The 22,113-nt window shown below is 74.8% G+C and carries 21 protein-coding genes and 1 riboswitch; of the genes, 7 read left to right on the top strand and 14 right to left on the bottom strand.

Features of this window, described 5'->3' with window-relative positions; genetic code table 11:
* Positions 1-41: 41 nt before the first annotated feature.
* From ACFQ8T_RS04610 to ACFQ8T_RS04575, 8 genes are all read right to left on the bottom strand, one after another.
* A complete protein-coding gene (locus tag ACFQ8T_RS04610; protein ID WP_430545376.1) occupies positions 42-455 on the bottom strand; it encodes a rhodanese-like domain-containing protein in 414 nt (137 codons plus the stop codon).
* A gap of 35 nt (positions 456-490) precedes the next feature.
* Complete coding sequence (locus ACFQ8T_RS04605) at positions 491-1,687, bottom strand: LLM class flavin-dependent oxidoreductase (protein WP_430545375.1); 1,197 nt, start codon at positions 1,685-1,687, stop codon at positions 491-493.
* 66 nt (positions 1,688-1,753) lie between these two features.
* Positions 1,754-2,722, bottom strand: a complete 969-nt coding sequence (locus tag ACFQ8T_RS04600; protein ID WP_430545374.1) for an NADPH-dependent oxidoreductase — start codon at positions 2,720-2,722, stop codon at positions 1,754-1,756.
* Between the two features lie 60 nt (positions 2,723-2,782).
* On the bottom strand, positions 2,783-3,817 hold the full coding sequence (locus ACFQ8T_RS04595) for an ABC transporter substrate-binding protein (RefSeq protein ID WP_430545373.1): 1,035 nt from the start codon (positions 3,815-3,817) through the stop codon (positions 2,783-2,785).
* A gap of 88 nt (positions 3,818-3,905) precedes the next feature.
* A complete protein-coding gene (locus tag ACFQ8T_RS04590; protein ID WP_430545372.1) occupies positions 3,906-4,730 on the bottom strand; it encodes an amino acid ABC transporter ATP-binding protein in 825 nt (274 codons plus the stop codon).
* A complete protein-coding gene (locus ACFQ8T_RS04585) occupies positions 4,727-5,821 on the bottom strand; it encodes an amino acid ABC transporter permease (protein ID WP_430545371.1) in 1,095 nt (364 codons plus the stop codon). Before ACFQ8T_RS04585 ends, ACFQ8T_RS04590 begins: the two co-directional genes overlap by 4 nt.
* Positions 5,818-6,750, bottom strand: a complete 933-nt coding sequence (locus ACFQ8T_RS04580; protein WP_430545370.1) for a DUF1684 domain-containing protein — start codon at positions 6,748-6,750, stop codon at positions 5,818-5,820. Before ACFQ8T_RS04580 ends, ACFQ8T_RS04585 begins: the two co-directional genes overlap by 4 nt.
* A gap of 94 nt (positions 6,751-6,844) precedes the next feature.
* Positions 6,845-8,107, bottom strand: coding sequence for an LLM class flavin-dependent oxidoreductase (locus tag ACFQ8T_RS04575; RefSeq protein WP_430545369.1), 1,263 nt, complete (start codon positions 8,105-8,107; stop codon positions 6,845-6,847).
* A gap of 336 nt (positions 8,108-8,443) precedes the next feature.
* A riboswitch (SAM riboswitch) is annotated at positions 8,444-8,557 on the bottom strand.
* Positions 8,558-8,861: 304 nt separating this feature from the next.
* On the opposite strand from ACFQ8T_RS04575, the gene ACFQ8T_RS04570 reads away from it, so the two are divergent.
* Together ACFQ8T_RS04570 and ACFQ8T_RS04565 are read left to right on the top strand one after the other, a co-directional pair.
* Entirely contained in the window at positions 8,862-9,590 is a 729-nt protein-coding gene (locus tag ACFQ8T_RS04570; protein WP_430545609.1) for a GTP pyrophosphokinase family protein, read from the top strand.
* A gap of 6 nt (positions 9,591-9,596) precedes the next feature.
* On the top strand, positions 9,597-10,025 hold the full coding sequence (locus ACFQ8T_RS04565) for an MmcQ/YjbR family DNA-binding protein (RefSeq protein ID WP_430545368.1): 429 nt from the start codon (positions 9,597-9,599) through the stop codon (positions 10,023-10,025).
* A 13-nt stretch (positions 10,026-10,038) separates the two neighbouring features.
* Here the strand turns inward: ACFQ8T_RS04565 and ACFQ8T_RS04560 are convergent, their stop codons facing one another.
* Entirely contained in the window at positions 10,039-10,650 is a 612-nt protein-coding gene (locus ACFQ8T_RS04560) for a LacI family DNA-binding transcriptional regulator (RefSeq protein ID WP_430545367.1), read from the bottom strand.
* A 96-nt stretch (positions 10,651-10,746) separates the two neighbouring features.
* On the opposite strand from ACFQ8T_RS04560, the gene ACFQ8T_RS04555 reads away from it, so the two are divergent.
* Positions 10,747-11,676 (top strand): PfkB family carbohydrate kinase, encoded by a 930-nt coding sequence (locus tag ACFQ8T_RS04555; RefSeq protein ID WP_430545366.1) that lies wholly within the window; start codon positions 10,747-10,749, stop codon positions 11,674-11,676.
* A 45-nt stretch (positions 11,677-11,721) separates the two neighbouring features.
* The gene (gene surE, locus ACFQ8T_RS04550; RefSeq protein ID WP_430545365.1) at positions 11,722-12,486 is read left to right on the top strand and encodes a 5'/3'-nucleotidase SurE; all 765 of its coding nucleotides are present in this window, start codon (positions 11,722-11,724) and stop codon (positions 12,484-12,486) included.
* Here surE and ACFQ8T_RS04545 read toward each other — a convergent pair.
* Entirely contained in the window at positions 12,483-14,144 is a 1,662-nt protein-coding gene (locus ACFQ8T_RS04545; protein ID WP_430545364.1) for a S41 family peptidase, read from the bottom strand. The two genes, surE and ACFQ8T_RS04545, sit on opposite strands and share 4 nt — an antisense overlap.
* Positions 14,141-15,673 carry an amidohydrolase family protein gene (locus tag ACFQ8T_RS04540; protein WP_430545363.1) on the bottom strand — a complete coding sequence of 511 codons (1,533 nt, stop codon included), beginning with the start codon at positions 15,671-15,673 and terminating at the stop codon, positions 14,141-14,143. Before ACFQ8T_RS04540 ends, ACFQ8T_RS04545 begins: the two co-directional genes overlap by 4 nt.
* Positions 15,674-15,840: 167 nt before the next feature.
* Here ACFQ8T_RS04540 and ACFQ8T_RS04535 point away from each other — a divergent pair, with 167 nt between their 5' ends.
* Entirely contained in the window at positions 15,841-16,629 is a 789-nt protein-coding gene (locus ACFQ8T_RS04535; RefSeq protein ID WP_430545362.1) for a hypothetical protein, read from the top strand.
* Positions 16,630-16,754: 125 nt separating this feature from the next.
* Entirely contained in the window at positions 16,755-17,399 is a 645-nt protein-coding gene (locus ACFQ8T_RS04530; protein ID WP_430545361.1) for a maleylpyruvate isomerase family mycothiol-dependent enzyme, read from the top strand.
* A gap of 61 nt (positions 17,400-17,460) precedes the next feature.
* On the opposite strand, the gene ACFQ8T_RS04525 is transcribed toward ACFQ8T_RS04530, so the two are convergent.
* From ACFQ8T_RS04525 to ACFQ8T_RS04515, 3 genes are all read right to left on the bottom strand, one after another.
* Complete coding sequence (locus ACFQ8T_RS04525) at positions 17,461-19,113, bottom strand: FAD-binding protein (RefSeq protein ID WP_430545360.1); 1,653 nt, start codon at positions 19,111-19,113, stop codon at positions 17,461-17,463.
* A 286-nt stretch (positions 19,114-19,399) separates the two neighbouring features.
* The gene (locus ACFQ8T_RS04520; RefSeq protein ID WP_430545359.1) at positions 19,400-20,062 is read right to left on the bottom strand and encodes a response regulator; all 663 of its coding nucleotides are present in this window, start codon (positions 20,060-20,062) and stop codon (positions 19,400-19,402) included.
* Complete coding sequence (locus ACFQ8T_RS04515; protein WP_430545358.1) at positions 20,059-21,198, bottom strand: sensor histidine kinase; 1,140 nt, start codon at positions 21,196-21,198, stop codon at positions 20,059-20,061. The genes ACFQ8T_RS04520 and ACFQ8T_RS04515 overlap by 4 nt, the downstream gene beginning before the upstream one ends.
* A gap of 163 nt (positions 21,199-21,361) precedes the next feature.
* Here ACFQ8T_RS04515 and ACFQ8T_RS04510 point away from each other — a divergent pair, with 163 nt between their 5' ends.
* The gene (locus ACFQ8T_RS04510) at positions 21,362-21,850 is read left to right on the top strand and encodes a DUF6326 family protein (protein WP_430545357.1); all 489 of its coding nucleotides are present in this window, start codon (positions 21,362-21,364) and stop codon (positions 21,848-21,850) included.
* Positions 21,851-22,113 lie beyond the last annotated feature (263 nt).

Below are 22,113 nucleotides of genomic sequence, written 5' to 3'. Positions count from 1 at the left end.
CGCTGCAGCGTGGTGGCTGGGTCGTGCCGGTGCCGGGCGGGTCAGGCGCCCGCGACGTCCGACGGCGCGGTCGCCGGGAGGCCGGCGTCGCGCCAGGCGGGGAACCCGCCGTCGACGTGGGTCACGTCGGTGTAGCCGCGGGCCGCGAGCGCCGCGGCGACGGGGCCGGAGCCGTTGATCGAGCCGCACACCACGACGACCGGGGTGTCGAGCGAGATCGCGGGTGCGTCGGCCGGCCCGAAGAGGGCGTCCAGGTCGTCCCTGTCGGCGAGCGTCGCCCCGGGGATGTCGCCGGTGGCGGCGCGGCCGCGCGCCGACCGCACGTCGACCAGCAGTGCGCCGTCGGCGACCCGCGCGCCGGCCGTGCGCGCGTCCTGCGTCGGCGGGGTGGTCGGACCGGTGCCCTCGGGGGCCGTCTCGTGCGTGGTGTCGGACGTGGTCTCGGACGTGGTCATGGGTCCTCCTGAGGGGGGTGGTCGGTCGGTGCGGGTCAGCGCGTCGCGGCCAGGGCGGGGACGCGGGGCGCCTCGCCCTCGGTCGCGCCCCACGCCTGGGCGAGCAGCGCGAACGACCGCTGCCGGTCGGCGGGGTCGTGCGTGGCGGTGGTGACGAGCAGCTCGTCGGCCCCGGTGACGCGCGCGAGGGTCTCCAGGCGTTCGACGACGGTCGCCGGGTCGCCGACGACGCGCGTGTCCACCCGGTCGGCGACCACGGCTCGTTCGGCCTCGGGGCGCTCCGCCCAGGCCGTGGCGTCGGCAGGGCGCGGGTAGGCGATCGCGCCGTCCGCCCCGCGGCGGATGGACAGCACCCAGTCGGCGAACGGCGCCGCGAGCTCCCGGGCCCGCTCGGTGGTGTCGGCGACGAGCACGTCGGCGGAGACGACGACGTACGGCTCGGCGAGCACCCCGGGGCGGAACGCCGCCCGGTACGCGGCGACGGTCTCGAGGGTGTTCGACGGGCTCACGTGGTAGTTCGCCGCCAGGGGCAGACCGAGCTCCCCGGCCACGCGGGCGCTCTCGCCGCCGGAGGACGCCAGCACCCACAGGTCGAACGCGGCGTCCTGCACGGGCGGCGACACGTACCGGCGGCCGCTGTCGTCGGCGTACGTGCCCGCCCGCAGCCCGAGCACGAGCTCGACCTCGGCGCGGAAGCTCGCCGGGGTGCGCGAGGCCCCCACCACGGCGGCCTGCGCGAGGGCGCGCTCGCGCAGCACGGAGTCCCCCGCGGTCGGCGGCGCGGGAGGCACGTACAGCCCGTCGACGACGCGCGGTCCGCTCGCCGGCGCCGCCGCCGGGGCCGGGCGCGCCGCGCCGCCCTTCGGCGGCGTGAACGCCCGGCCCAGGCCGAGGTCCACCCGCCCCGGGTGCAGCGCGGCGATCGTGCCGAACTGCTCGGCCGCCACGAGCGGGCTCGTGGTGCTCAGCAGCACCGCGCCCGAGCCGACGCGGATGCGCTCGGTGCGGGCGGCGACGGCGGCCGCGAGCACCGCCGGCGCGGCGGACCCGACCCCCGGCGACAGGTGGTGCTCGGCGTACCAGACCCGGCGGTAGCCGAGCCGGTCGAGGTCCACGGCGAGGTCGACGGCGTCGCGCACCGCCTGCGCGCCCGCGCGCCCCTCGGGCACGAGGGCGAGGTCGAGGACGGACAGGGGCACCCTGCTGCTCAGGGTCGCGGCGGGGTCGGTCATGGTGGTCTCCAGGTGGCAGGTGGCAGGTGGTGCGGGTCGGGCGGTACGGGCGTGGCGCGCGGTCGGTCAGCGCGACGGCAGCCCGAGTGCGGTGAGCGCCTCGCGCAGGCGCTCACGGCCCTTGAGCGAGCCGCCGCCGCGCAGCCGGTCGACGACCCGTCGCGACCACGAGCCGTCGAGCCGCTCGTCGCGGTAGAAGGCGTCGATGCGCGGCGCGTAGTCGGCGACGTGCGCGACGCGCCCCTCGTCGTACGTCTCGCGGTGCAGCACGGCCGCCTGGGGCAGGCGCGGCTTGACGCGCGGGGCGTGGCCGGGGTCGGGGTGCCCGACGGCCAGCCCGACGACGGCGACCGCGCCGGGCGGCAGGCCGAGCTCGGCCGCGAGGTCCTCGGGGTGGTTCCGCACCGCTCCGACGTACACGGTGCCGAGGCCGAGGGACTCGGCCGCGACGACCGCGTTCTGCGCCGCGAGCGCGGCGTCGAGGAACGCGACGACCGTCGTCTCCAGGTAGCCGGCGGCCTCGAGCTCGACGCCGTCCTGCGCGCCCAGCTGCCGGGCCCGGGCCACGTCGGCCACCCACACGAGCAGCAGTGGCGCGTGGCGCACGTGCTCCTGGTGCCCGGCGAGCGCCGCGACCCGGGCCAGCCGGTCGCGGTCGGTGACCGCGACGACGCTCCACAGCTGCAGGTTCGACGACGACGGCGCGGACTGCGCCGCCGCCACCACGGTGGGCAGCACCCACGGTTCCAGCGGCCCCGGCAGGAACGCCCGCACGGAGCGGTGGCCCAGCTGGACGTCGAGGACGGCCGGCGCGCCGGTGACCGCCGTGGTGAGCGACGCGGTGAGCGCTGCGGCGACGCCCGGCGCGGCGTCGTCCGCGTCCTCGGGCCGCACGCCGTAGCGGGCGGCGACCCGGGCGCGGGCCTGCAGGTCCCGCAGGTCCGCGGCCACGCGGGGCGTCGTCGGACGGGCGGGGCGGGGGCCGCTCGGGGGTCGCGGCACCGCGACTGCGGACGGCGTGGCGTTCTCGGTCACGTGCACTCCTCGGGACGGTCGGGACGGGGACGGGGACGGGGTGCGGACGGTCGGGTGCCGTCACTCCGTCTTCGGCAGGCCCGGCGGGTTGGTCTCGGGCTTCTCGACGGCCTCGGTCTCCAGGCCCCAGCGCTCGAGCACCTGGGCGTACGTGCCGTCGTCGAAGGCATGCTGCAGAGCGGCCGTGACGGCGGGCGCGAGGTCGTTGCCCTTCTTGGTCGCGACGGCGATCTGCGCGGTGTCGGGCCAGCCGCCGTTGAGCGTGCCGACGACGGCGAGCTCGTCGGGCGCGATCTTGGCCTGGTAGGCCAGGGACGCGTTGGGGCCGACGTAGACGTCGAGGCGGCCGGACTTCAGGGCGAGGAGCACGTCGGAGAGCTGCTCGTAGTACTCCGGCTGACCGCCGGCGAGGGGCTCGAGCCCCTCGGCGACGTTCTGGTCGTTCCACTCGAGCAGGATCTTCTCCTGGTTGGTGCCCGAGCCGACGCCCACCCGCAGCCCCGCGACGTCCTGCCGCTCGGCGATCTCCGGGACGTCGGAGCCCGCCTTGGTGAGCCAGCCCAGCTCGTCGTTGCGGTAGGAGGAGAAGTCGATCGTCTCCTTGCGCTCCTCGGTCACGGTGACGTTGGAGATGACGGCGTCGACGTCGCCCGACTGCAGGGCCAGGGGCCAGTCGGCCCAGGCCTTGACCTCGAGGCGCAGGTCCTTGCCGAGGCCGTCGGCGACGAGCTGCGCGATGTCGGTCTCGTTGCCGATGGGGGTCTTGTCGTCGTCGGCGAAGAAGCCGAGCGGAGGCGCCGCGCCGGCGCTCACGGCCACGACGAAGTCGTCCTTGTCCGCGAACGCCTCCGGCAGCAGGCCGACGGCCTCGGCCGACTCGGTCGACCGGATCCGGTCCTGGTCGGGGCTGGTGCTGACCTCGAGCCCGGCTGCGGCGGCTCCCTCGGAGCTGGTGCCGGCGGGGGCCTCGGCGCCGTCGCCGGTGCCGGCGGCCTCGGGGGCCGAGGTGCTCACACCGGCGCAGGCCGTGAGTGCCAGCAGGGGGACGGTGGCGAGCAGGGCGAGCGCGCGGGCTCGGCGGGTCGGTGCGGTCACGGGTGTCTCCAGGGGATGGGTGTGCGGCCGGGGCCGCAGGTCAGGGGGATGTGAGCGGTCGTGGGAAGGCGTCTGGGGCCGGAGAAGGTCAGAGGACCTTGTCGAGGAAGGCGCGGGTGCGGGCGTGCCGCGGGCGGGAGAGCACCTCGGCGGGCGGCCCCTGCTCGACGACCACCCCGCCGTCCATGAAGACGACGTTGTCGGCGACCTCGCGGGCGAAGCCGATCTCGTGGGTGACGACGACGAGGGTGGTGCCGGTGCTCGCGACGTCCTTGATGACCTCGAGCACCTCGCCGACCAGCTCGGGGTCGAGCGCGGAGGTCGGCTCGTCGAAGAGCAGCACCCGGGGCCGCAGCGCGAGGGCGCGGGCGATCGCGACGCGCTGCTGCTGCCCGCCGGACAGCTGCCGTGGTCGCGCGTCCGCCTTGTCGGCGAGCCCGACGCGGTCGAGCAGCTCGCGGGCCTCGGGCTCCACCTCGGCGCGGGGGCGGCGCTGCGCGGACAGCGGCGCCTCGACGACGTTCTCCAGCACGGTGAGGTGCGGGAACAGGTTGAAGTTCTGGAAGACGAAGCCGATGCGGGTGCGCTGCCCGAGGATCTCCCGCTCCTTGAGCTCCTGCAGCACGTCGCCCCGGCGGCCGCCACGTCGGGTGTGCCGGCGTCGGTAGCCCACGAGGTCGCCGTCCACCGTGACGAAGCCGGCGTCGACCTTCTCGAGGTGGTTGATCGCGCGCAGCAGCGTGGACTTGCCGGAGCCCGACGGCCCGAGGACGACGGTGACGGTGCCGGGTTCGAAGGTGAGGTCGACGTCCCGGAGCACCTCGAGGGTGCCGAAGCTCTTGTGCAGGCCGTGCACCTCGACCCGGCCCGCCGCGCCGTCGTGCGCCGTCGTGCGCGTCGTCGTGGCGGTCATGCGGGGCCTCCCGAGGTGCGGGTCGTGCGGGTGAGGACGCCGACCCGGGCGCGGGCCGCGAACGCCGGCGGCACGTGCGAGGGCACCGGGCGGCCGGTGAGGCGGGCCACGGCCACGGCGGACGACCAGCGCAGTCGCTGCAGGGGCGTGGGCGGCAGGGTGCGCACGGCGCCCTTCGCGTAGTGCCGCTCGACGTAGTACTGGACGATCGTGATCAGCGTGGTCAGCACCAGGTACCAGATCGCCGCGACGATGAGCAGGGGCACGACCTTGCCGTTGCGGCCGTAGATGACGGACGCGATGTAGAACAGCTCGCCGTACGCCAGGACGTAGACGATCGAGGTGCCCTTGAGCAGGCCGATGACCTCGTTGACGGCCGTCGGCACGATCGAGCGCATGGCCTGCGGCAGCACGATGCGGGTCACCTGGCGCCGGCGCGGGATGCCGAGCGACGCGGCCGCCTCCTGCTGCCCCTGGTCGACGCTGAGGATGCCGGCGCGCACGATCTCGGCGGAGTACGCGGCCTGCGAGAGCCCCAGGCCCAGGATGGCGGCGCCGAACTTGTCGATGACGCCGAGGGTGTCGAACCAGAGGAACTCGGGGCCGAACGGCACGCCGAGGCTCAGGTGCGGATACAGATAGGCGAGGTTGTACCAGAGCAGCAGCTGCAGCAGCAGGGGCACGGAGCGGAACACCCACGTGTACGCCCACGACACCCCGACGAGCAGCGGCGAGCGCGACAGCCGCATGAGCGCCAGCACGGTGCCCAGCGCGAAGCCCACCACCGACGCCGCGGCCGTGAGCCGGATCGTCGCCCAGGCGCCGGACAGGATCGAGGGCCAGGTGAGGTACTGCGCGACGACGTCCCACTCCCACCGGTCGTTGGTGAGCAGCGAGCTGACGACCATCGCCAGCAGCACGGCCACGCCGGCCGTCGCGACCCAGCGCCCCGGGTGGCGGGCGGGGACGATGCGCAGGGCCGCGTACGGGGTGGCCGCGGCGTCCCGAGCCGGTGCTGCGGGCCCCGGACCCTGTGCGCCAGGAGTCTGTGTGCCAGGAGTCTGTGCGCCCGGCGTCGTGACGGCGGTCATCGCGGCGCCCTCTCCCCCGCCGTGACGGCGAACGGGACGTGGTTGCCCGGGGGCGGGGCGGGGCACGTGCCGTGGTCGCTGAACGCGTACGGCAGGTTGACGGCGTGGTTGAGGTCGAGGCGTGCGACGCCCGTGTCGCCCGGGGTCAGGGACCCGCGGAGCTCGGGGCGCGCCACGCGCCAGGGCGCGACGCCAGGGGCCTCGTCGCTGAAGAGCAGCGTCGGGGCGCCCCCCGGGGAGCCGGTCAGGACGAGCGTGACCGTCCGGTCGCCGCGCGTCAGGTCGAGCTCGCCGACCGCCTGCAGCCGGTGCACCAGGCCGGGGCGGGCGGCCCCGACCACGAGCTCGCGGGGTTCGTCGTACAGGCGGACGGGCGCCTCGACCTCCCACGAGAGGTCGTGGTCGAAGACGGGCACCCCGGCGAAGTCGAGGCGCGTGCGGGCGTGCGGGTCGCGCAGCCTGATCGCGAGGCGTCCGGTGCGCCGCACCAGCTCGATCGCCACCGCGGCCGTCTCCCCTGCCTGCTGGTGGTCCGGGTCGGCGCCGTCGACGGGCTCGCGCCCGGAGGGCAGGAACGTCCCCAGGACGACGCTGCCCCCCTCGGGGACGTCGCCGTCGTACGCGCCGTCCACTACCTCCGGCCCCCGGACCCGGGGACCGCCGGTCTCCCCCGGCCGCAGGTGCGCGCCGGCGGCGTCGGCGAGCCACAGCCCGGGCACGCCTGGCAGCGGCTCCGGTCGCGAGGGCAGCCAGTGGAACCCCGCCAGGCTCAGCCAGCCGTGGGGCGCGGCGAGCGCGCGCTCGCGGTCGGCCCGCCGGCGCGCGCGCCGGGCCACGGCAGGACCGGCGACAGGATCGGCGGCCGGTGCGTGGGCAGGGGCGCCTGCGGGGTCGGTGGGGCGGACGCGCGGTGCGTCGGTGACGGTCATCGGGGACCTCCGGTCACAAGAGGGCGTGCGGCGTCGCGGCGGGTGTCGGCGACGCGGGCGGCGGGGGCGACGTGGCGGGCGTGGGTGCGGGCGGTCACGCGCGCACCAGCCGGGAGTCGGCGGTTCGGCCCGCCCGGGCGCGCGGCCGCGCGTGCGCCGACGCGGGGGCGACGACGGCGCTGCCGGCGCTGCCGGCAGGCCCCACGTCCGGCAGCCCGAGGGTCGCGCGGAGCGTGCGCGGCGCCGGTGACGCCACCGCCCGCACGCCGTCGCGCACGAGGCGCGGGAGCACACCGTCGACGAGGGCGTCCAGGTCCGGGCCGAGCGACGAGGGCCGCAGCAGGAACCCGTCGGACGCGCCGGCGTCCCGCCAGTCCACGATCGTCTCGGCGAGGTCGTCGGGGGTGCCGGCCACCACGAGCAGCCCGCCGGAGATCTCCGGGCCCTCGAGGGCCTCGACCAGCTCGAGCCGCGCCTGCGCGCTGGCGCGGTCCTCGGCCAGCACGACGTACGCCTCGGTGAGCACGCGCAGCGTGTCGGGGTCGCGGCCCGCGGCCTCGGCAGCGTCGCGCAGCCGGGAGCGCAGCCGGACGGCGCGGGCCGGCGCGGTGGCCGCGACGCGCACGACGTCCGCCGTCCGGGCGGCGAGGTCGAGCGCGGCCTCGCTCCGGGCGGAGACGACGACGGGCGGCCGGCCCTGCCGCGTCCCGGCGCCCCGGGGCCCGTCGGCGGCCCGGCTCTCGGCAGGCCGGTGCCGGCGCACGGCGAAGCGGATGCCGTCGTGGTCCACGCGGAAGCGCCCCTCGTCGTCGACGGCGACGGCGCCGGCGGTGTCACCCGCGTTCGGCCCGGTCCCCGTCGCGAGCCCGTCCCAGTGCCGCACGACCTGTGCCGCGACGCCGCGGGCCTGCTCCGCCCACGCGTCGTCCTGCACCACGGCGCCGGTGGGGAGCCCGACCTGCCACCCGGCACGGCCGGAGCTCGCCTGGTCGACGCGGGCGACGGCCTGGGCGACGTGCGCCGGGTCCACGTGCGCGGTGTCGACGGCGGCGACCAGCCCGGCCCGCGTCGTGTGGGGGGCCACCCGTGCGGCGGCCACGGCCGCGTCGAGCCGCCCGGTCACCTGCCGCCGGCCCGGGTGCAGCAGGAAGCCCTCGTCGAGGGTGACGAGGTCGAGGCCGCCGCCGTCGGCGGTGCGCACGAGCTGGACGAAGCGCTCGGCGTCGAACGACCGGGGCTGCACGATGCCGCGCGCTCGGTGCACGCCGGGCCGGGCGCCGGCCGCCGTGAGGTCGACGCCGACGACGAGAGCGGACGGGGTGCTGGGGGTGGACGTCGAGGGCAGGGAGGAGGGCACGTCGGCTCCGATCAGGGCGCGGCGGACGGACGCACTCGGGCGCGGGTCGTGGACCTGCGGGTGCGCGCCACCGCCGGGAGGGCACGGGGAGGAAGGCCCGCCGGGACCGGCGGGCGGGGCCGTCTGCGGCCGGGGCCCGGCAGGTGCCGGGCCGTCGAGGAGGGTCGTCCGCCGCGAGGGGCGGACGATCAGGCCGCGATCAGCGGCGTCGACACCACGCCCGGGCGGACGCCGAGGTCACCGGCGAGGCGGACGGCACGTGCCGGGACGACAGGGGGCGCACGGTGGTGGCGTCGCGGTGCATGCTCGTCCTCTCCTGCTCCCCGCCGGGGCGGGGGTCGCGTGTTGCCGTGCCGTCGGCGACGGCCGGCCTGGTCCTCACCCGGGGCACCCGCCCGCGCTGGGGGTTGCCGTCCGACGAGCCGGGGCTTCGCGTCGGAGCTCGTGACCACCCGGGACGTCCGGCCGCACCACCTGGGGCGCCGCGGTCGTCCGACCCGGTGCGCAGGAACGTAGGTCTCCGGAAGGGGGGTGTCAACGGTTCGTCCCGACCGTCTCGAATACCGAACAGTCCCGACCGGTTTTATCGGATTCTCGAGCGCCAGGAAACCTGGCTACCGTGGTGCCCGTGAGCCAGGACGCAGGGCAGGACGCACGGCAGGACGCACGGCAGGACGCACCGCACGAGCACCGGGACGGCGCCTCCCAGGACGCAGCACCGGAGACCCCGCACCACTCCCCCGAGGCCGCGGAGATCCGGGCTCTCGTCGACCGCCTGCGGCGGCTCGTGCTGACGTACAAGTTCGGGATCGACGAGGTCATGACCAAGATCTCGATCCTGCGCGACGAGTTCCGGCACATGCAGAACTACAACCCGGTCGAGCACGTCAGCTCGCGCCTCAAGTCGCTCGAGTCGATCGTCGCCAAGTGCCGGCGCAAGGGCATCCCGCTGACGCCCGAGGGCGTGCGCGAGCACATGTTCGACGTCGCCGGCGTGCGGGTGACCTGCAGCTTCGTCTCCGACATCTACAAGGTGCGGGACATGCTCATGAACCAGGCCGACCTCACGGTCCTGGAGGAGCGCGACTACATCGCCCACCCCAAGGCGAACGGCTACAAGTCCCTGCACCTCATCGTGCAGGTGCCGGTCTACCTGTCCGACCGGGTCGAGCACGTCATCGTGGAGATCCAGCTGCGCACCATCGCCATGGACTTCTGGGCGAGCCTGGAGCACAAGATCTACTACAAGTACGCGCGCGACGTGCCGCGCCACCTCACGGACTCGCTCAAGCTCGCCGCCGACGTCGCGTCGTCCCTCGACAGCTCCATGGAGCGGATCCACGACGAGGTGAAGGCGATCGCGGGCGCCGAGGAGCCGGTCGAGCACCGCGACTCGCTGCTCACCCCCGAGGAGATGCTCCGCAACTTCTGGAGCGCCGCCGAGGTCGAGGGCGACGCGCTGCGCACGTCCCGACAGGACTGACACGGCGTGGGCCCCACGCAGCACCAGGACGTCGCCGCCGCCACCGCGCTCGCGCTGCCGGGCGTCACCCGCACCTGGCCGTTCGGGCCCGAGCACGACGTGTTCAAGGTCCGGGCGAAGGTCTTCTGCATGACCACGGAGGTCATGGGCACCCCGCTCGTGACGCTCAAGTGCGCGCCCGACGACGGCGAGGCGCTCCGCCAGGAGCTCGAGACCGTGACCGCCGGCTACCACATGAACAAGCGCCACTGGATCTCGCTGGCCGCGGGGCCGGGGATCACGCCGGACCTCGTGGAGGAGCTGGTCCTCGAGGCGTACGCGCTGGTCGTCGCGGCGCTCCCCCGGCGCCTGCGGCCGATCGACCTCGACGACACGGAGCGGTTCCGCACCGGACTGAGCGAGCTGATCGACGGCCGGCCCCCGGCGGGCGGCTGATCCTGCCGGCCGGTCAGGACGGGCCGGCGGTGCTCGCGCGCACCACGAGCCGCGGCTCGCACGTGACGAGCCGGTGCCGGTGGGCCTCGGGCCCGGTCTCCAGCTCCTCCAGCAGGAGCCGCACCGCCTCCCGGCCGACCGCCTCCCCCGGCTGCCGGACGGTCGACAGCGGGACGGCGGAGTCCCACGCGGCGCGGTTGTCGTCGTAGCCGATGATCGCGACGTCGTCCGGCGCCCGCAGCGAGGACGACAGCAGCAGCGACTGCAGCACGCCCACGGCGAGCAGGTCGACGTACGTGCTCTGCTTCTCCTCCGACATGTCGGAGTTCGCCAGCAGCAGGTTCAGCCCCGCCCGGCCGGCCTCCTCCTCGGCGCCTCGCGCGATGTCCAGGAAGTAGGAGTTCGCGAGGTCGATGATCACGAAGCCGAGCGTCGAGCTCCGGCCGGCCGCCAGCGACCGCGCGACGCCGTTGCGGACGAACCCGAGCTCCCGGATCGCGGCCTCGACCCGGGCCCGGGTCGCCGGGGTGACGCGCACCGTGCCGTTGAGGACGTTCGACACCGTGCCCATCGACACACCGGCGGCGCGCGCGACGTCCGAGATGCTGGGGGACGAACGTCTCACCAGGGTCGTCGCTCCTCGGGCCGGCGGGTGGGGACGAGAGGAAGGCTCGGGTCGTCCCCTCGGGCGGGCACGGGCACCTGCGCCTACGGTCCAGGCATGCCGTCCACGCCCAGGGTCTGCGTCATCGCCCCCGAGCCGCTGCTCACGATCGAGATCGAGACCGACCCGGTCCGCGACGCGCCGGAGGTCCACGTCCACCCGGGCGGTCAGGGACTGTGGGTCGCGACCATGGCACGGTCGCTGGGCGCCGAGGTCGTGGTGTGCGGGGCGTTCGGCGGAGAGACCGGCGAGATCGCCGCGCACCTGGCCCGCACCCGCGAGCTGGAGGTGCGGCCGACGCGTCGCGGCGGGGGTGGCGCCCTGGTGCGGGACCGCCGCCACGGAGACGATCCCCACCACGTGGTCATGCCGTCGGTGCCGCTCGACCGGCACGCGCTGGACGACCTCTACGGCACGTCGTTGGTGGCGGCGCTGGAGGCGGACGTGTGCGTGCTGACCGGGACCCAGCACGGCGTCGGGCTGCCCCAGGACTACCTCACCCGCCTCGCACGTGACGTCGCGGCCTCGGGCACGCCGGTCGTGGCTGACCTGAGCGGGGGCCTGGCCGCCGCCATCGACCGCGCGACGCTCTCCGTGCTGAAGATGAGCCACGAGGAGATGGTCGACGACGATCTGGCGGACGCCGACTCGGTCCCCGCCCTCCGGGCGGCCGCCGGCCGTTGGGTCGCCGACGGCCTCGACGCGTTCGTCGTCTCCCGGGCCGACGAACCGACGCTCCTGGTCACCGCCGACGGCACGGCCGCGCTGACCACGCCGCCCGTCTCGACGGTCGACCACCGAGGCGCGGGCGACTCGATGACGGCCGGCGTCGCGGTCGGTGTCGGCCGCGGGCTGCCCGTCGTCGACGCGGTGCGCCTCGGTGCTGCGGCGGGCGCCCTCAACGTCGCCCGGCACGGCCTCGGCACCGGCAGCCGCGCGGAGATCGAGAGCTTCGCCGAACGGGTCACGGTCGACGATCTCGGGTGACACCGGGACCACCGCACGACAGGAAGGACCACGATGCTGGCACTGGTGACGAACGACGACGGGATCGACTCCCCTGGTCTCGCGGTCCTCGCGCGCTGCGCGGTCTCCCTCGGCCTCGACACCGTCGTCGTGGCCCCCCGCGAGGAGTCCTCCGGCGCGTCCGCCGCGCTGCACGGTGCGCAGGAGGGCGGTCAGCTGATCGTCGAGCAGCACGAGGCTCCCGGGCTGCCCGCGGGCCTGCGGTCTCTGGCGGTGGCCGCCGACCCCGCCCTCATCACCTTCGTGGCGGCGTACGGGGCGTTCGGCGACGTCCCCGACGTCGTCCTGTCCGGAGTGAACCGCGGACCGAACGTGGGCAACGCCGTCCTCCACTCCGGCACCGTGGGGGCGGCGCTGTCCGGGGCCTCGCTCGGGATGCGGTCTCTCGCCGTCTCCCTCGACGCGGCCGCGCCCGAGCACTGGGACACGGCGGAGCACGTCGCGGCGCACGCCCTGGCGTGGTTGCTGGAACACCCCCGCAGCAGGCGGACGCTCAACATCAACGTGCCCGACGTGCCGCGCGACGGCCTGCGCGGGCTGCGACAGGCACCCCTGGCCACCTTCGGCGCGGTCCACGCGCGCATCGCGCGGAGCGACGACGACCCGGGCCTCGTCGTCCGTTACGAGGGCACCGAAAGGTCCACCGAGCCGGACTCCGACGCGGGGCTGCTGGCACGCGGGTGGGCCACCGCCTCGCTGCTGCTCGCGCCGTACGCGGACGAGTCCGAGACCGTTCCCGGACTGCCCGGAGACGCCGGTCAGCACCGCTAGCCCGCGGCGAGGAGCGACGTGCAGTGCTCGAGCAGGTCGGGGTTCCCGTCCACGACGTCACGCTCGGTCATGTCGTACCGCTCCTCGCCGGCCACCCCGACGTCCTCGATCGCGAGGCCCGCGGAGGTGCCGGACCGGACCATGCGGCGCACCGCGATCGCGAAGCCGACCCCGGGCGGCAGGGGCGGGAGCGTGCGGTGGGCCGCGTGGTAGGCGTACTGGACGTCGTCACCGGTCCAGACGTTCGCGCCGCCCCCGCCGGTCGCGGCGCCCACGGCGACCACCCGCCCGATGCCGTGGTCCACGATCCCGGCCGCGAACAGGTCGCCGCACGAGTAGGTGTTGGGGTCGACGACGGCGACGACAGGTCCCCGGTAGGCGCGGGCCGCGCCGTTGCAGAGGTCGGGGTCGGCGAGCGGCAGGTGCTGGGAGAACTCCTCGCCGAGGTCGAGGGCCGCGCGCAGGGAGCCCGCCCAGTCGGCGAGGTCGGCGCCGTTGCCGTCCGCCTCGGCCAGGTCGGCCATCGCCGGCGTCGCGCGGCACGCGAACCGCACCGGCTCGACGTGCCGGTCCGTGAAGAGCTGGAACAGCCGCTCGGCCGCGTCGACGACGCCCCCCGGGTTGGAACGCAGGTCGACGACGAGCCCCTCCTGGGGCAGCCGGCGCAGGAGCCGGGCGACCTCGTCGACGAACCGGCCGGGGTGGCGCACGTCGAACGTCCAGATGCGCAGGTAGCCGAACGTGCCGTGCGACGTCGTCACCGGCCGGGCGGCGAGGGCGTCGGCCACGCTGGTGCGCAGCCAGCCGGAGCCCTTCGCCCGGGGCTGGACGCCCTGCCGGTCGCCCTCCCACAGGTCGGTGGCGAACAACAGCTTGCGGGCGCGGCGGGCGGTCTCGCCCACGACGTCGATCCCGCGGCGCGTCCGGGTCGCGACCCGGTCGTCGGCGGTCGCGGCGGCCCCCGGGCGGATCGCCCGCCACGCGAACCGGGCGGTGCGGTCGGGGTCGCCCGCCGGGTCCCCGGGAAGACGGAAGCCGACGTCGACCCACAGCTCGTCCGGCGGGGGCAGGTAGGCGAGCGGCCGCTGGGTGAGCGTCTCGAGGGCCCGCGCCCGGCGCGCGTCCGGCCGGCCCCCGGTGAGGGTGTCGGCGAACAGGTCGACCGCCCGGGTGAAGGGCACGGCGTTCCAGGTGGTGAGCCGCACCCCGGGGGCGAACGCCGGGTCGGGCACCTCGCCCGTCGTCTTGGTGACCAGGAACGTGGGGGACGTGTACGGGCCGAACGGCTCCACGAGGAAGGGCAGCGCCGCGACGTACGGCTCGGCCCCCGGTGCGCCCACGAACAGCTGGGTGTGCTGGTCGCGCAGCCGGTTGACCACCCTGGTGAGGGCCCGGAGGAACCCGGCGCTGTCGAGCAGGGGAAGCTCCCGGCGCAGGGCCGCGAGCGCCCGCAGCGGGTCGTAGCCGTAGAGCGCGCGCTTCTGCCCGGCGTGCACGTACACGTCGGTGAGGAGCGTGGTCCAGAGGTCGACGAGGTCGTGCTGCTGCGTCGCGGTGAGCGCCACCGGCTCGGGTCCGGGCTCGGCCCTCGCGGGCACCACGTCGTCGAGGCGGCTGCCGGCGCGTGCCCGGAGCGCCGCCGGGCTCGGGGTCGTCACTGCCCGAACCTCGCGCGCAGCGGGGCGAGCACGCCCTGCGGGATCGGCGCGGCGTCGAGGAGGTCGAAGTACGCCGCGTCGTGCTCCGGCGCCGGCACCGGCGGGATCCGCACCGTGGCCGGGTCCTTGGGCGGCCCCGCGCGGCCCGTGCGCCGGGTGTCGGGCATGTCGAGGAAGAGCTCGAGCTCGGCGTCCTCCGCGAAGCGTGGCCCGGCGGACGCGCGCGCCTGGGCGGTCGCGATGGCCTGCTGGGGGTCCTGCTGCACCTCCCGCAGCGTGTCCAGGACCGCCCGCCACGACCAGGCCCGCTGCGGGTCCGCGGGGTCCGGCAGCGCGACCCGGCGCCGTCGGCCCCCGACCGTGGCGGCGAAGCTGGGCGGCGCGGCGGCCGCCGTCATGAGGCTCGTGTCCCCGTAGCGCGCGACGCCGCCGACGACGACGAGGGCGACGTCCCGTTCCCGGGCGGCGACGACGCGCGTCCAGGCGTCGCCCCGCCCCCGTCCCCGCACCACGGTGACGTCCGCGAGCGCCCCCGGGACGAGGCGGCCGACGGGTCGGTGCCAGCACCGCTCCAGCAGCGTGCCGGGGTTGCTGGTGACCATCTCGACGATCTGCGCGTCGGTGAGGTCGTAGCCGAGGTGGTCGGCGGCGATGCGGGCCACCTTCATCTCGCCGAGGAGGTTCTTCGTGCCCGACGGGCCCCAGTCGCTGCCCAGGCACACGGTGATCCCGCGGGCGCGCGCGTCGTCGACGAGCGTCGTCTCGGCGTAGAGCAGGAGGTTGGACAGCGGCGACCAGACGACGCCGCCCGCCTCGGCGGCGTCCCACCGGGCCCACCCGTCCGCGTCCACCGCGCAGGCGTGCACGGCTAGCAGGGTGGGGAGCAGCCCGTCGGCGCGGTCGAGGTCCGTGTAGTCGGACAGGACGCGAGAGCCGCGGCGCCCCTCCGCGCAGTGGTAGATGAACCCGGAGCCGGCGGCCATGCGTCGGACGGCCGTGGTGAGCGCCTCGCCCGTCTTGGTGACCACCGAGGTGTAGATCAGGTCGTCCCGGCCGGTGCCGACGTCCTCGGCGTCGACGTTGCGCATCACGGTGCGGTACCCGCGGTTCGCGGTGGGCCACCCCTGCGCCGCGGTCGCTCCCCCGGCCATCGCCCGCACCTGCACGTACGCGAGCAGGGCCTCGGGGCAGGCCTTCGCGTACACCCAGGCCGGCTCGGTGATCGACTCGGTGTAGGTGTCGGCGTCCGGCCAGTGCTTGTTGTGCAGCCACGGCTCGGTGCGGCCGGGCTCCGTCCAGAGCGGCAGGGCGTTGTAGGCCAGGTGGTTGTGCATGTCGACGAACCCCGGCAGCACGACCGCGGCGCCGACGTCGACCTCCTGGGCCCGCGAGAAGCCGGCGACCCGCCGGCGCCCGGTCGTGACGTCGACGACGGTGTCGCCGTCGATCCAGACCCGTCCGGGCACCAGGGACGCCGTCGCCCCCTGCGCCATCGTCGCGACGTTCCCGGTGATGACCAGCTGCGCCATGGCCGTCCCCCTGAGGTCGACCCCGGCGGGGCGGGCGCCCGCACCGGGACTGCTCCCTCATTGTCGGCACGGGCGACAGCGTCCCACCGGCTGCGCGCACCGACTTCACCCGGTCCCGCGCGTGCGTGCGGACGCCGCGCGGCGCTCCCTGTCGGTGAGGAGGCGCCATGATCACCGACCCGTTCGACCCCGGGCCTACCGGCCGGTTCCGGACGCTGTGCCGCCGCTACCCCGACGACACGGTGTTCCGTGGCGCCGACGGCTTCCGCTCGCTGTGGGGGCCCGTGTTCTACCGGGGCCGCGCGAACGGCACCGCCAGGCTGCTCGTCGTCGGGCAGGACCCGGCCCAGACCGAGGCGTTCACCCGGCGCATCCTGTCCGGGCAGGCGGGACGGCGGGTGCAGGGCTTCGTCGAGAAGCTCGGGTTCACCTCGAGCTACCTCATGGTCAACGCGTTCCTGTACGGCATCTACAACCAGAAGATGGCGCTGCCCCACCTGAACGACCCGGAGGTCGTCGCCTACCGCCACCGGTGGTTCGCGGCGGCGCTCGCGCCGGGCCGCATCGAGGCGGTGGTGACCTTCGGCACCCCGGCCTTCGAGGCCTGGCGCACGTTCGTGACCTCGCCCGAGGGCGCCGACGTCTCCGTGTTCCACCAGCGAGCCCTGCACCCGACGGCGGACAAACCGGGCGGGCCGATCAGCCGCCGGGACCTGCTCGACAACTGGAACGTGGCGCTGGGGCGGCTGCACGCGAGGGTCCAGCAGCCCGACGAGGCGCGCCCCCTCGTCCCCTACGGCGCCGACTTCACGCCCGCCGAGCTGCCCGCCATCCCGAGCCGCGACCTCCCCGCCGGCCTCCCCGGCTGGATGCGCGACACCGACTTCTGGGCGACCCTCGGCGACCCGCCGGGCACCGAGCGTGCCAACATCAGCGTCGAGGTGCCGCCGGCCTGACGTCGACCGCCGCCGCACGCACGGTTCGACCGGCAGCCGACCGAGCCACGTGTCGCGGCCGGGCGCCCGCCCGTCCAGACTGCTCGTCGGCAGGATCGCCTCGACCGCACCTGGGAGGACCGGCGTTGGACGGATCGACACCGGCGGACGTGTTCGCCGCGACCGCCGAGCGGCGGCGCGCCGTCGCCGACCTGCTCGAGGCGTTGGACGTCTCGCAGCTCGCCGCGCCGAGCCTCTGCTCCGGCTGGGACGTGCGCACCGTCGGCGCGCACCTCGCGCAGACCGCGGCCCCCGGCGCCCTCGGGGAGTTCCTGCGCGACCTCGTCCGCGCCCGGGGGAGCATCCATCGCGCCAACGACGCCGCCGCCCGGCGCGCCGGGCGGCGGCCGGTCGCGGAGACCGTGACACTGCTGCGCGAGCGCGCCGAGAGCCGCTTCAGCCCGCCGATGACCGGCCCGAGGGCGCCGCTCACCGACCTGCTCGTCCACGAGGGCGACATGCGGCTCCCCCTCGGGCTCGCCCACGACCCGGACCCCGAGACGGTCCGTGTCGGGCTGGAGTTCGTCACGACCGGGCACGCGATCGGGTTCGTGCCGCGCGGCCGGCTGCGCGGGCTGCGCCTGGCGGCCTCCGACCTCGACTGGGCCTGGGGCGACGGCGCCGCGCTCACCGGCCGTGGCATCGACCTGCTGATGGCCGCGTGCGGGCGCTCCGCCGTCCTGCCCCGTCTCGACGGTGCGGGCCTCTCCGCCCTCGCGGGCCGGCTCTAGCCCCACGAGCCGGATTCCGCACGAGCCGGGGGGCCGACGGTGATCTCGCGGCCCGCCGGCCTCAGTCGCGAGACCTCGCCATGAAGCGGGCGGCCCGCATGCCGAACACGGTGGCGGGGCCGATCGTCGAGCCGGGACCCGGGTACGTGCGCCCCATGACGGACGCCGAGGCGTTGCCGGCGGCGAAGAGTCCCTCGATGACCGTCCCGTCCTCGCGCAGCGCCCGCCCGTCGGCGTCCGTGACGACGCCGCCCTTGGTCCCGAGGTCGCCGATGACCACCCGGTACGCCGTGAACGGCCCCCTCTCGATCGGCCCGAGGTTGGGGTTGGGGTGCACGAGCGGGTCGGAGTAGTAGCGGTCGTAGGCCGAGTTCCCGCGCCCGAAGTCCCCGTCGACGCCGGAGCGCGCGAACCCGTTGAACCGCTGCACCGTGGCCCGGAACGTCGCCGGGTCGACGGCGATGGCGTCCGCCAGCTCCTCGAGCGTGCCCGCCTTGCGCACGATGCCCGCGGCCCTCATCGCCGTGGTTGCTCGTGGGTCCATCGCGAAGGTCTGCAGGTACCGGCGCGGCGCGCGGGAGTCGAAGACGAGCCAGTACGGCCCGTCCTTGTCGTGGTCGAGCATGTGATGCCCGAGGTCGACGTACGACTCGGACTCGTTGGCGAACCGCGCGCCCTGCGCGTCGACCATGATCGAGTACGGCATCGACCGTTCCCCGACGATGAACGCCGGCGTGCCACCCGGCGGCGCCTCGATCGACGCGCCCCACCAGGCGTCGTCCATGAGCTCCAGGGCCGCGCCGGCCTCGCGCGCGATGTCGATCACCTGCCCGACGTTCCCCGGGTTGCCCGACGGGTTGCCGTCGATCCCGTGGTACTTCTGCCGCCAGTCGGAGTTCGACTCGAAGCCTCCCGCCGCGAGCATCACGCCGCGGCTCGCGCCCACCGTCACGACCTGCCCCTCGCGGCGCACCCGGACGCCGACCACCCGGGCCTCGTCGACCACGAGGTCCTCCAGCGGCGAGGACAGCCACAGCGGCACGTCCCGCTCCACCAGCAGCGCGCGACCGAACGACGTCATCAGCGCGTTCCCGATCCCCACCAGGCGCTTGCCGGTCACCAGGCCGCCCAGGGCGCGGAACACGAACCGGGCTCCCCGCACGAACCCGGACGGCGTCGACCACGCCCGGCCCAGCAGCCACACGTCGTCGGTCTTCGCCGGCAGCGGCACCGCGGAGCGGAGGGTCCCCCACCAGTCGCCGAGCGGCCGGGAGTCCAGCGGTTCGACCTCGATCGACCGCCCGATCTTCCCGCCCGGGAGCTCCGGGTAGTAGTCCGGGTAGTCCTTGCCGCGCGCGAACCGCATCCCGTGGCGCTCGGCGGTCGTGACGAAGTCCGCGACCCCGTCCACGAACGCCTCCTTGCGCTCCCGCGAGGTCGACCGGCCGACCTCCCCGACCGTCTCCTCGAGGTAGGTGAGGGCCTCCTCGCGGGAGTCGCCCGCGCCCGCACGCTCCATCAGCGGGTTGACCGGCAGCCAGAGCCCGCCCCCGGACATCGCCGAGCTGCCACCCCACTTCTCCGTGCCCTCGACGATCAGGACGCTGAGCCCCGCGTCCACGGCACCCAGGGCGGTCGCGAAGCCCGCGGACCCGCTGCCCACCACCACGACGTCGTAGGTGTGGTCGAACCGGGGCTGGGACGGCACGGGCATGACGGCTCCTCTCATCCGGACACTACTGTCCGGTTCGCTGGCACCGATCGTCCTGCACCGGAGGCCGGGCGTCAATGGGCCAGGCGAAGGCCGACAGGCCGGTCGAGTCGCACCGCGGCCCCGCTCGCCGACAACGTCCTCTACCCGCCGACTCCGGACCTGATCACGCTCGCGTCGCGTGGCTCATCGATCGACGCGTCGATCGGGCCCGTCGGGGAAATCGAGGTCGCGGCTCTGGTCTGCGTCCTGACGCAACCCCACGAGCCTCCGGACTCACCGGGACGGCTCAGTGCCCATCGGCTCTCATGCGTCTGGTGTCGTATGCCCACATCGCGACCTCGACGCGGTTGCGGGCGCCGAGCTTGGTCATCAACGATGCGACGTGGGTCTTGACCGTGCTCAGGCCGACGAAGAGCACGGTGGCGATCTCGGCGTTGGTCCGGCCCCGCGCCACCAGCGCGAGCACCTCCTCCTCGCGCTCGGTGAGCGGGTCGATGGGCTGGACCGGTACCGCCGGCGCCTGGTCGGCGAAGGTTGCCAGCAGCCGCCGCGTGACGTTGGGGGCGATCAGCGCGTCCCCGTCGGCCGCCGCGTGGACGGCCTGCACGAGGAGTCCTGGCCCGGCGTCCTTGAGCAGGAAGCCGCGGGCACCGGCGCGCAGGGCGCCGAGGACGTACTCATCGAGGTCGAAGGTGGTGATCACGACGACCGCCATCGGGTCCGTCACACCTGGCCCGGCCAGGCGCCGCGTCACCTCGACGCCGTCGAGCCCGGGCATCCGGATGTCGACGAGGAGGACATCAGGACGCAGTCGAGTCGCCAGATCGAGCGCTGCGGGCCCGTCTGCCGCCTCCCCCACGACCTCGAGGTCGGGTTGCGCACCGAGGATCATCACCAGCCCGGTCCGGACCAGGTCCTGGTCGTCGGCCACGACAACACGGATCGTCATGTCGGCGTCTCCACCGGCAGCACGGCCTCGACCACCCAGCCGCCCTCGGGTGCCGGGCCCGCGGAGAGCGACCCGCCGAGGAGCTGGGCACGTTCGGCCATGCCCAGCAGGCCGAATCCAGGCTCCGGTGCGGGCCCTGGCTCGGTCCGTCCGTCGTCGCTGACACGCAGCCTGACGGCGTCGCCCTCCCGGCGTACGTCGATCCCGACGCGGGTCGCGCTCCGGGCGTGCCGTACGGCGTTGGTCAGCGACTCCTGCGCGAGCCGGTAGATCGTGGCGTCCACGGGTCGTGCCAGCCGGGTCAACGAACCGTTCAGCGAGACCTCGACGGTGGGCGTCGCGTCGGCGCGCGCCAGAGCAAGCAGATCCGCGACACCCCGCTGCGGTGAGCAGGCGACGGCGTCCTCCTCACGCAGCACCCGCACCATGGACCTCATCTCCTCCAGGGTTCGCGACGCTTCGGACTCGATCGCAGCGAGGACCTCGACAGCCTTCTCGGGCTGGACGCCGGCGACCACGCCACCGGCCTGCGCCTGCACCGCGATGGCCGAGACGTGGTGGGCCACGGTGTCGTGCAGCTCGCGCGCCAGCGCCACCCGCTCCTGATTGCGGATCTCGCGCTGTCGGCGATGCCAGAGGTCCGCGCGGTAGCGGAACACCACCGCGAGAGCGACGAACAGCAGCAGGAGGACGGTCCCGCCGAAGACGTCGGCCCAGGTCGCGGACGAGGCGAACATCCCGAGCACGACGACGACCGCCACGAACGCCGTCCCCAGGACGATCTCCCGTCCCGAGCCCCACCGCACCAGGGAGTAGAGCAGGATCGGGACGGCGATCATGGAGTAGAGGCCGAGGTCCCCGGCGTGCGTCGTCAGCTGGAGGACCGAGAGCAGCCCGGCAACGCCCCACCCGACCAGGGCGGCCGTCAGGGGGCGGCTCCGCCGCCAGAGCAAGGCAGGGATCAGCGCCAGGGCGAGGACCGACACCAGGGGTCGCCAGGCCACGTCCGGCCGGACGATGCCCTCGACCAGGGCGGCCGCCACGAACATGCCCACCAGCAGCCAGTCGAGCCGACCGACGGGTCGGGCGCCAGCGGGCCGCGGCTCGTGCCAGATCGAGCGCCGGACTGTGACCACGGCTCCAGCCTAGGGATCGGCGTGCCCCAGCGTACCGGCCGAAAGCATGAGAGGGAGACCGTCCGATCGGCCAGGTGGGCTCCGGCCCCCTGGCCGGTGCGCACGCCGCCCGGGCTCGACGAGCGTGGACCTACCGATCCTCACCACGACGACGGAGCCCATGATGAGTACACGACAGCCCACCACCACGCTGGAAGACCCGCGGATCACGGTAAGAGCAAAGCTTGCCGCAGCATGGACCAGCTTCATGTTCCTGTACGCCTACGTCGACATCCTCGGCTTCTTCACGCCCGGCATCGTCGAAGACATCCTCGACGGCCGGGTCTTCGAGTTCGACCTCTCCCAGATCTTTTCGACCACGGCACTGACCCTCATGGCCATCCCGATCTTCATGGTCGTGCTGTCGATGACGCTGCCCGCCCGCATGAGCCGCACCGCAAGCCTCGTCGTGGCCGTGCTCTACGTCCCCGTCACCGTGTTCAACGTGGCCGGCGGGTTCTGGCTGTACTTCTACGGGCTCGGCGCCGTCCTCGAACTGATCGTCCTCGCCCTCATCCTGAGGTACGCCTGGACCTGGCCCCGCACTGCACCCACGGCAGCCGCGGCGACCAACCCGGAACGTGAAGCCGCTCGCGCCCAGCAGGAGGCGTGACCCCGAGCGCAGTCCGAAGTGACCAGCATCATCGCAGGTCAGGGACTCGCCGCTGGTCCCACAGCACGCACGGCAAAGGCCCCCTGCTCAGCGTTTCCGCTGGCCAGGGGGCCTTGCTCACGGGTGGGCGATACTGGGTTCGAAGCAGCGACTTCCGCCGCTCTGACCAGCATCGATGATGCTTCCGAACCTGCCGTGGGCCACCAGTGGGCCAACGATCCGCAGCTCGTGAGAGCCGGACTCACAACTGGAGCGAGCACCGC

Origin of the sequence: Isoptericola sp. NPDC056618, from assembly GCF_042792715.1 — a bacterium.
Lineage (GTDB): Bacteria > Actinomycetota > Actinomycetes > Actinomycetales > Cellulomonadaceae > Isoptericola > Isoptericola nanjingensis.
This window is presented reverse-complemented; position numbering and strand designations above follow the sequence as displayed.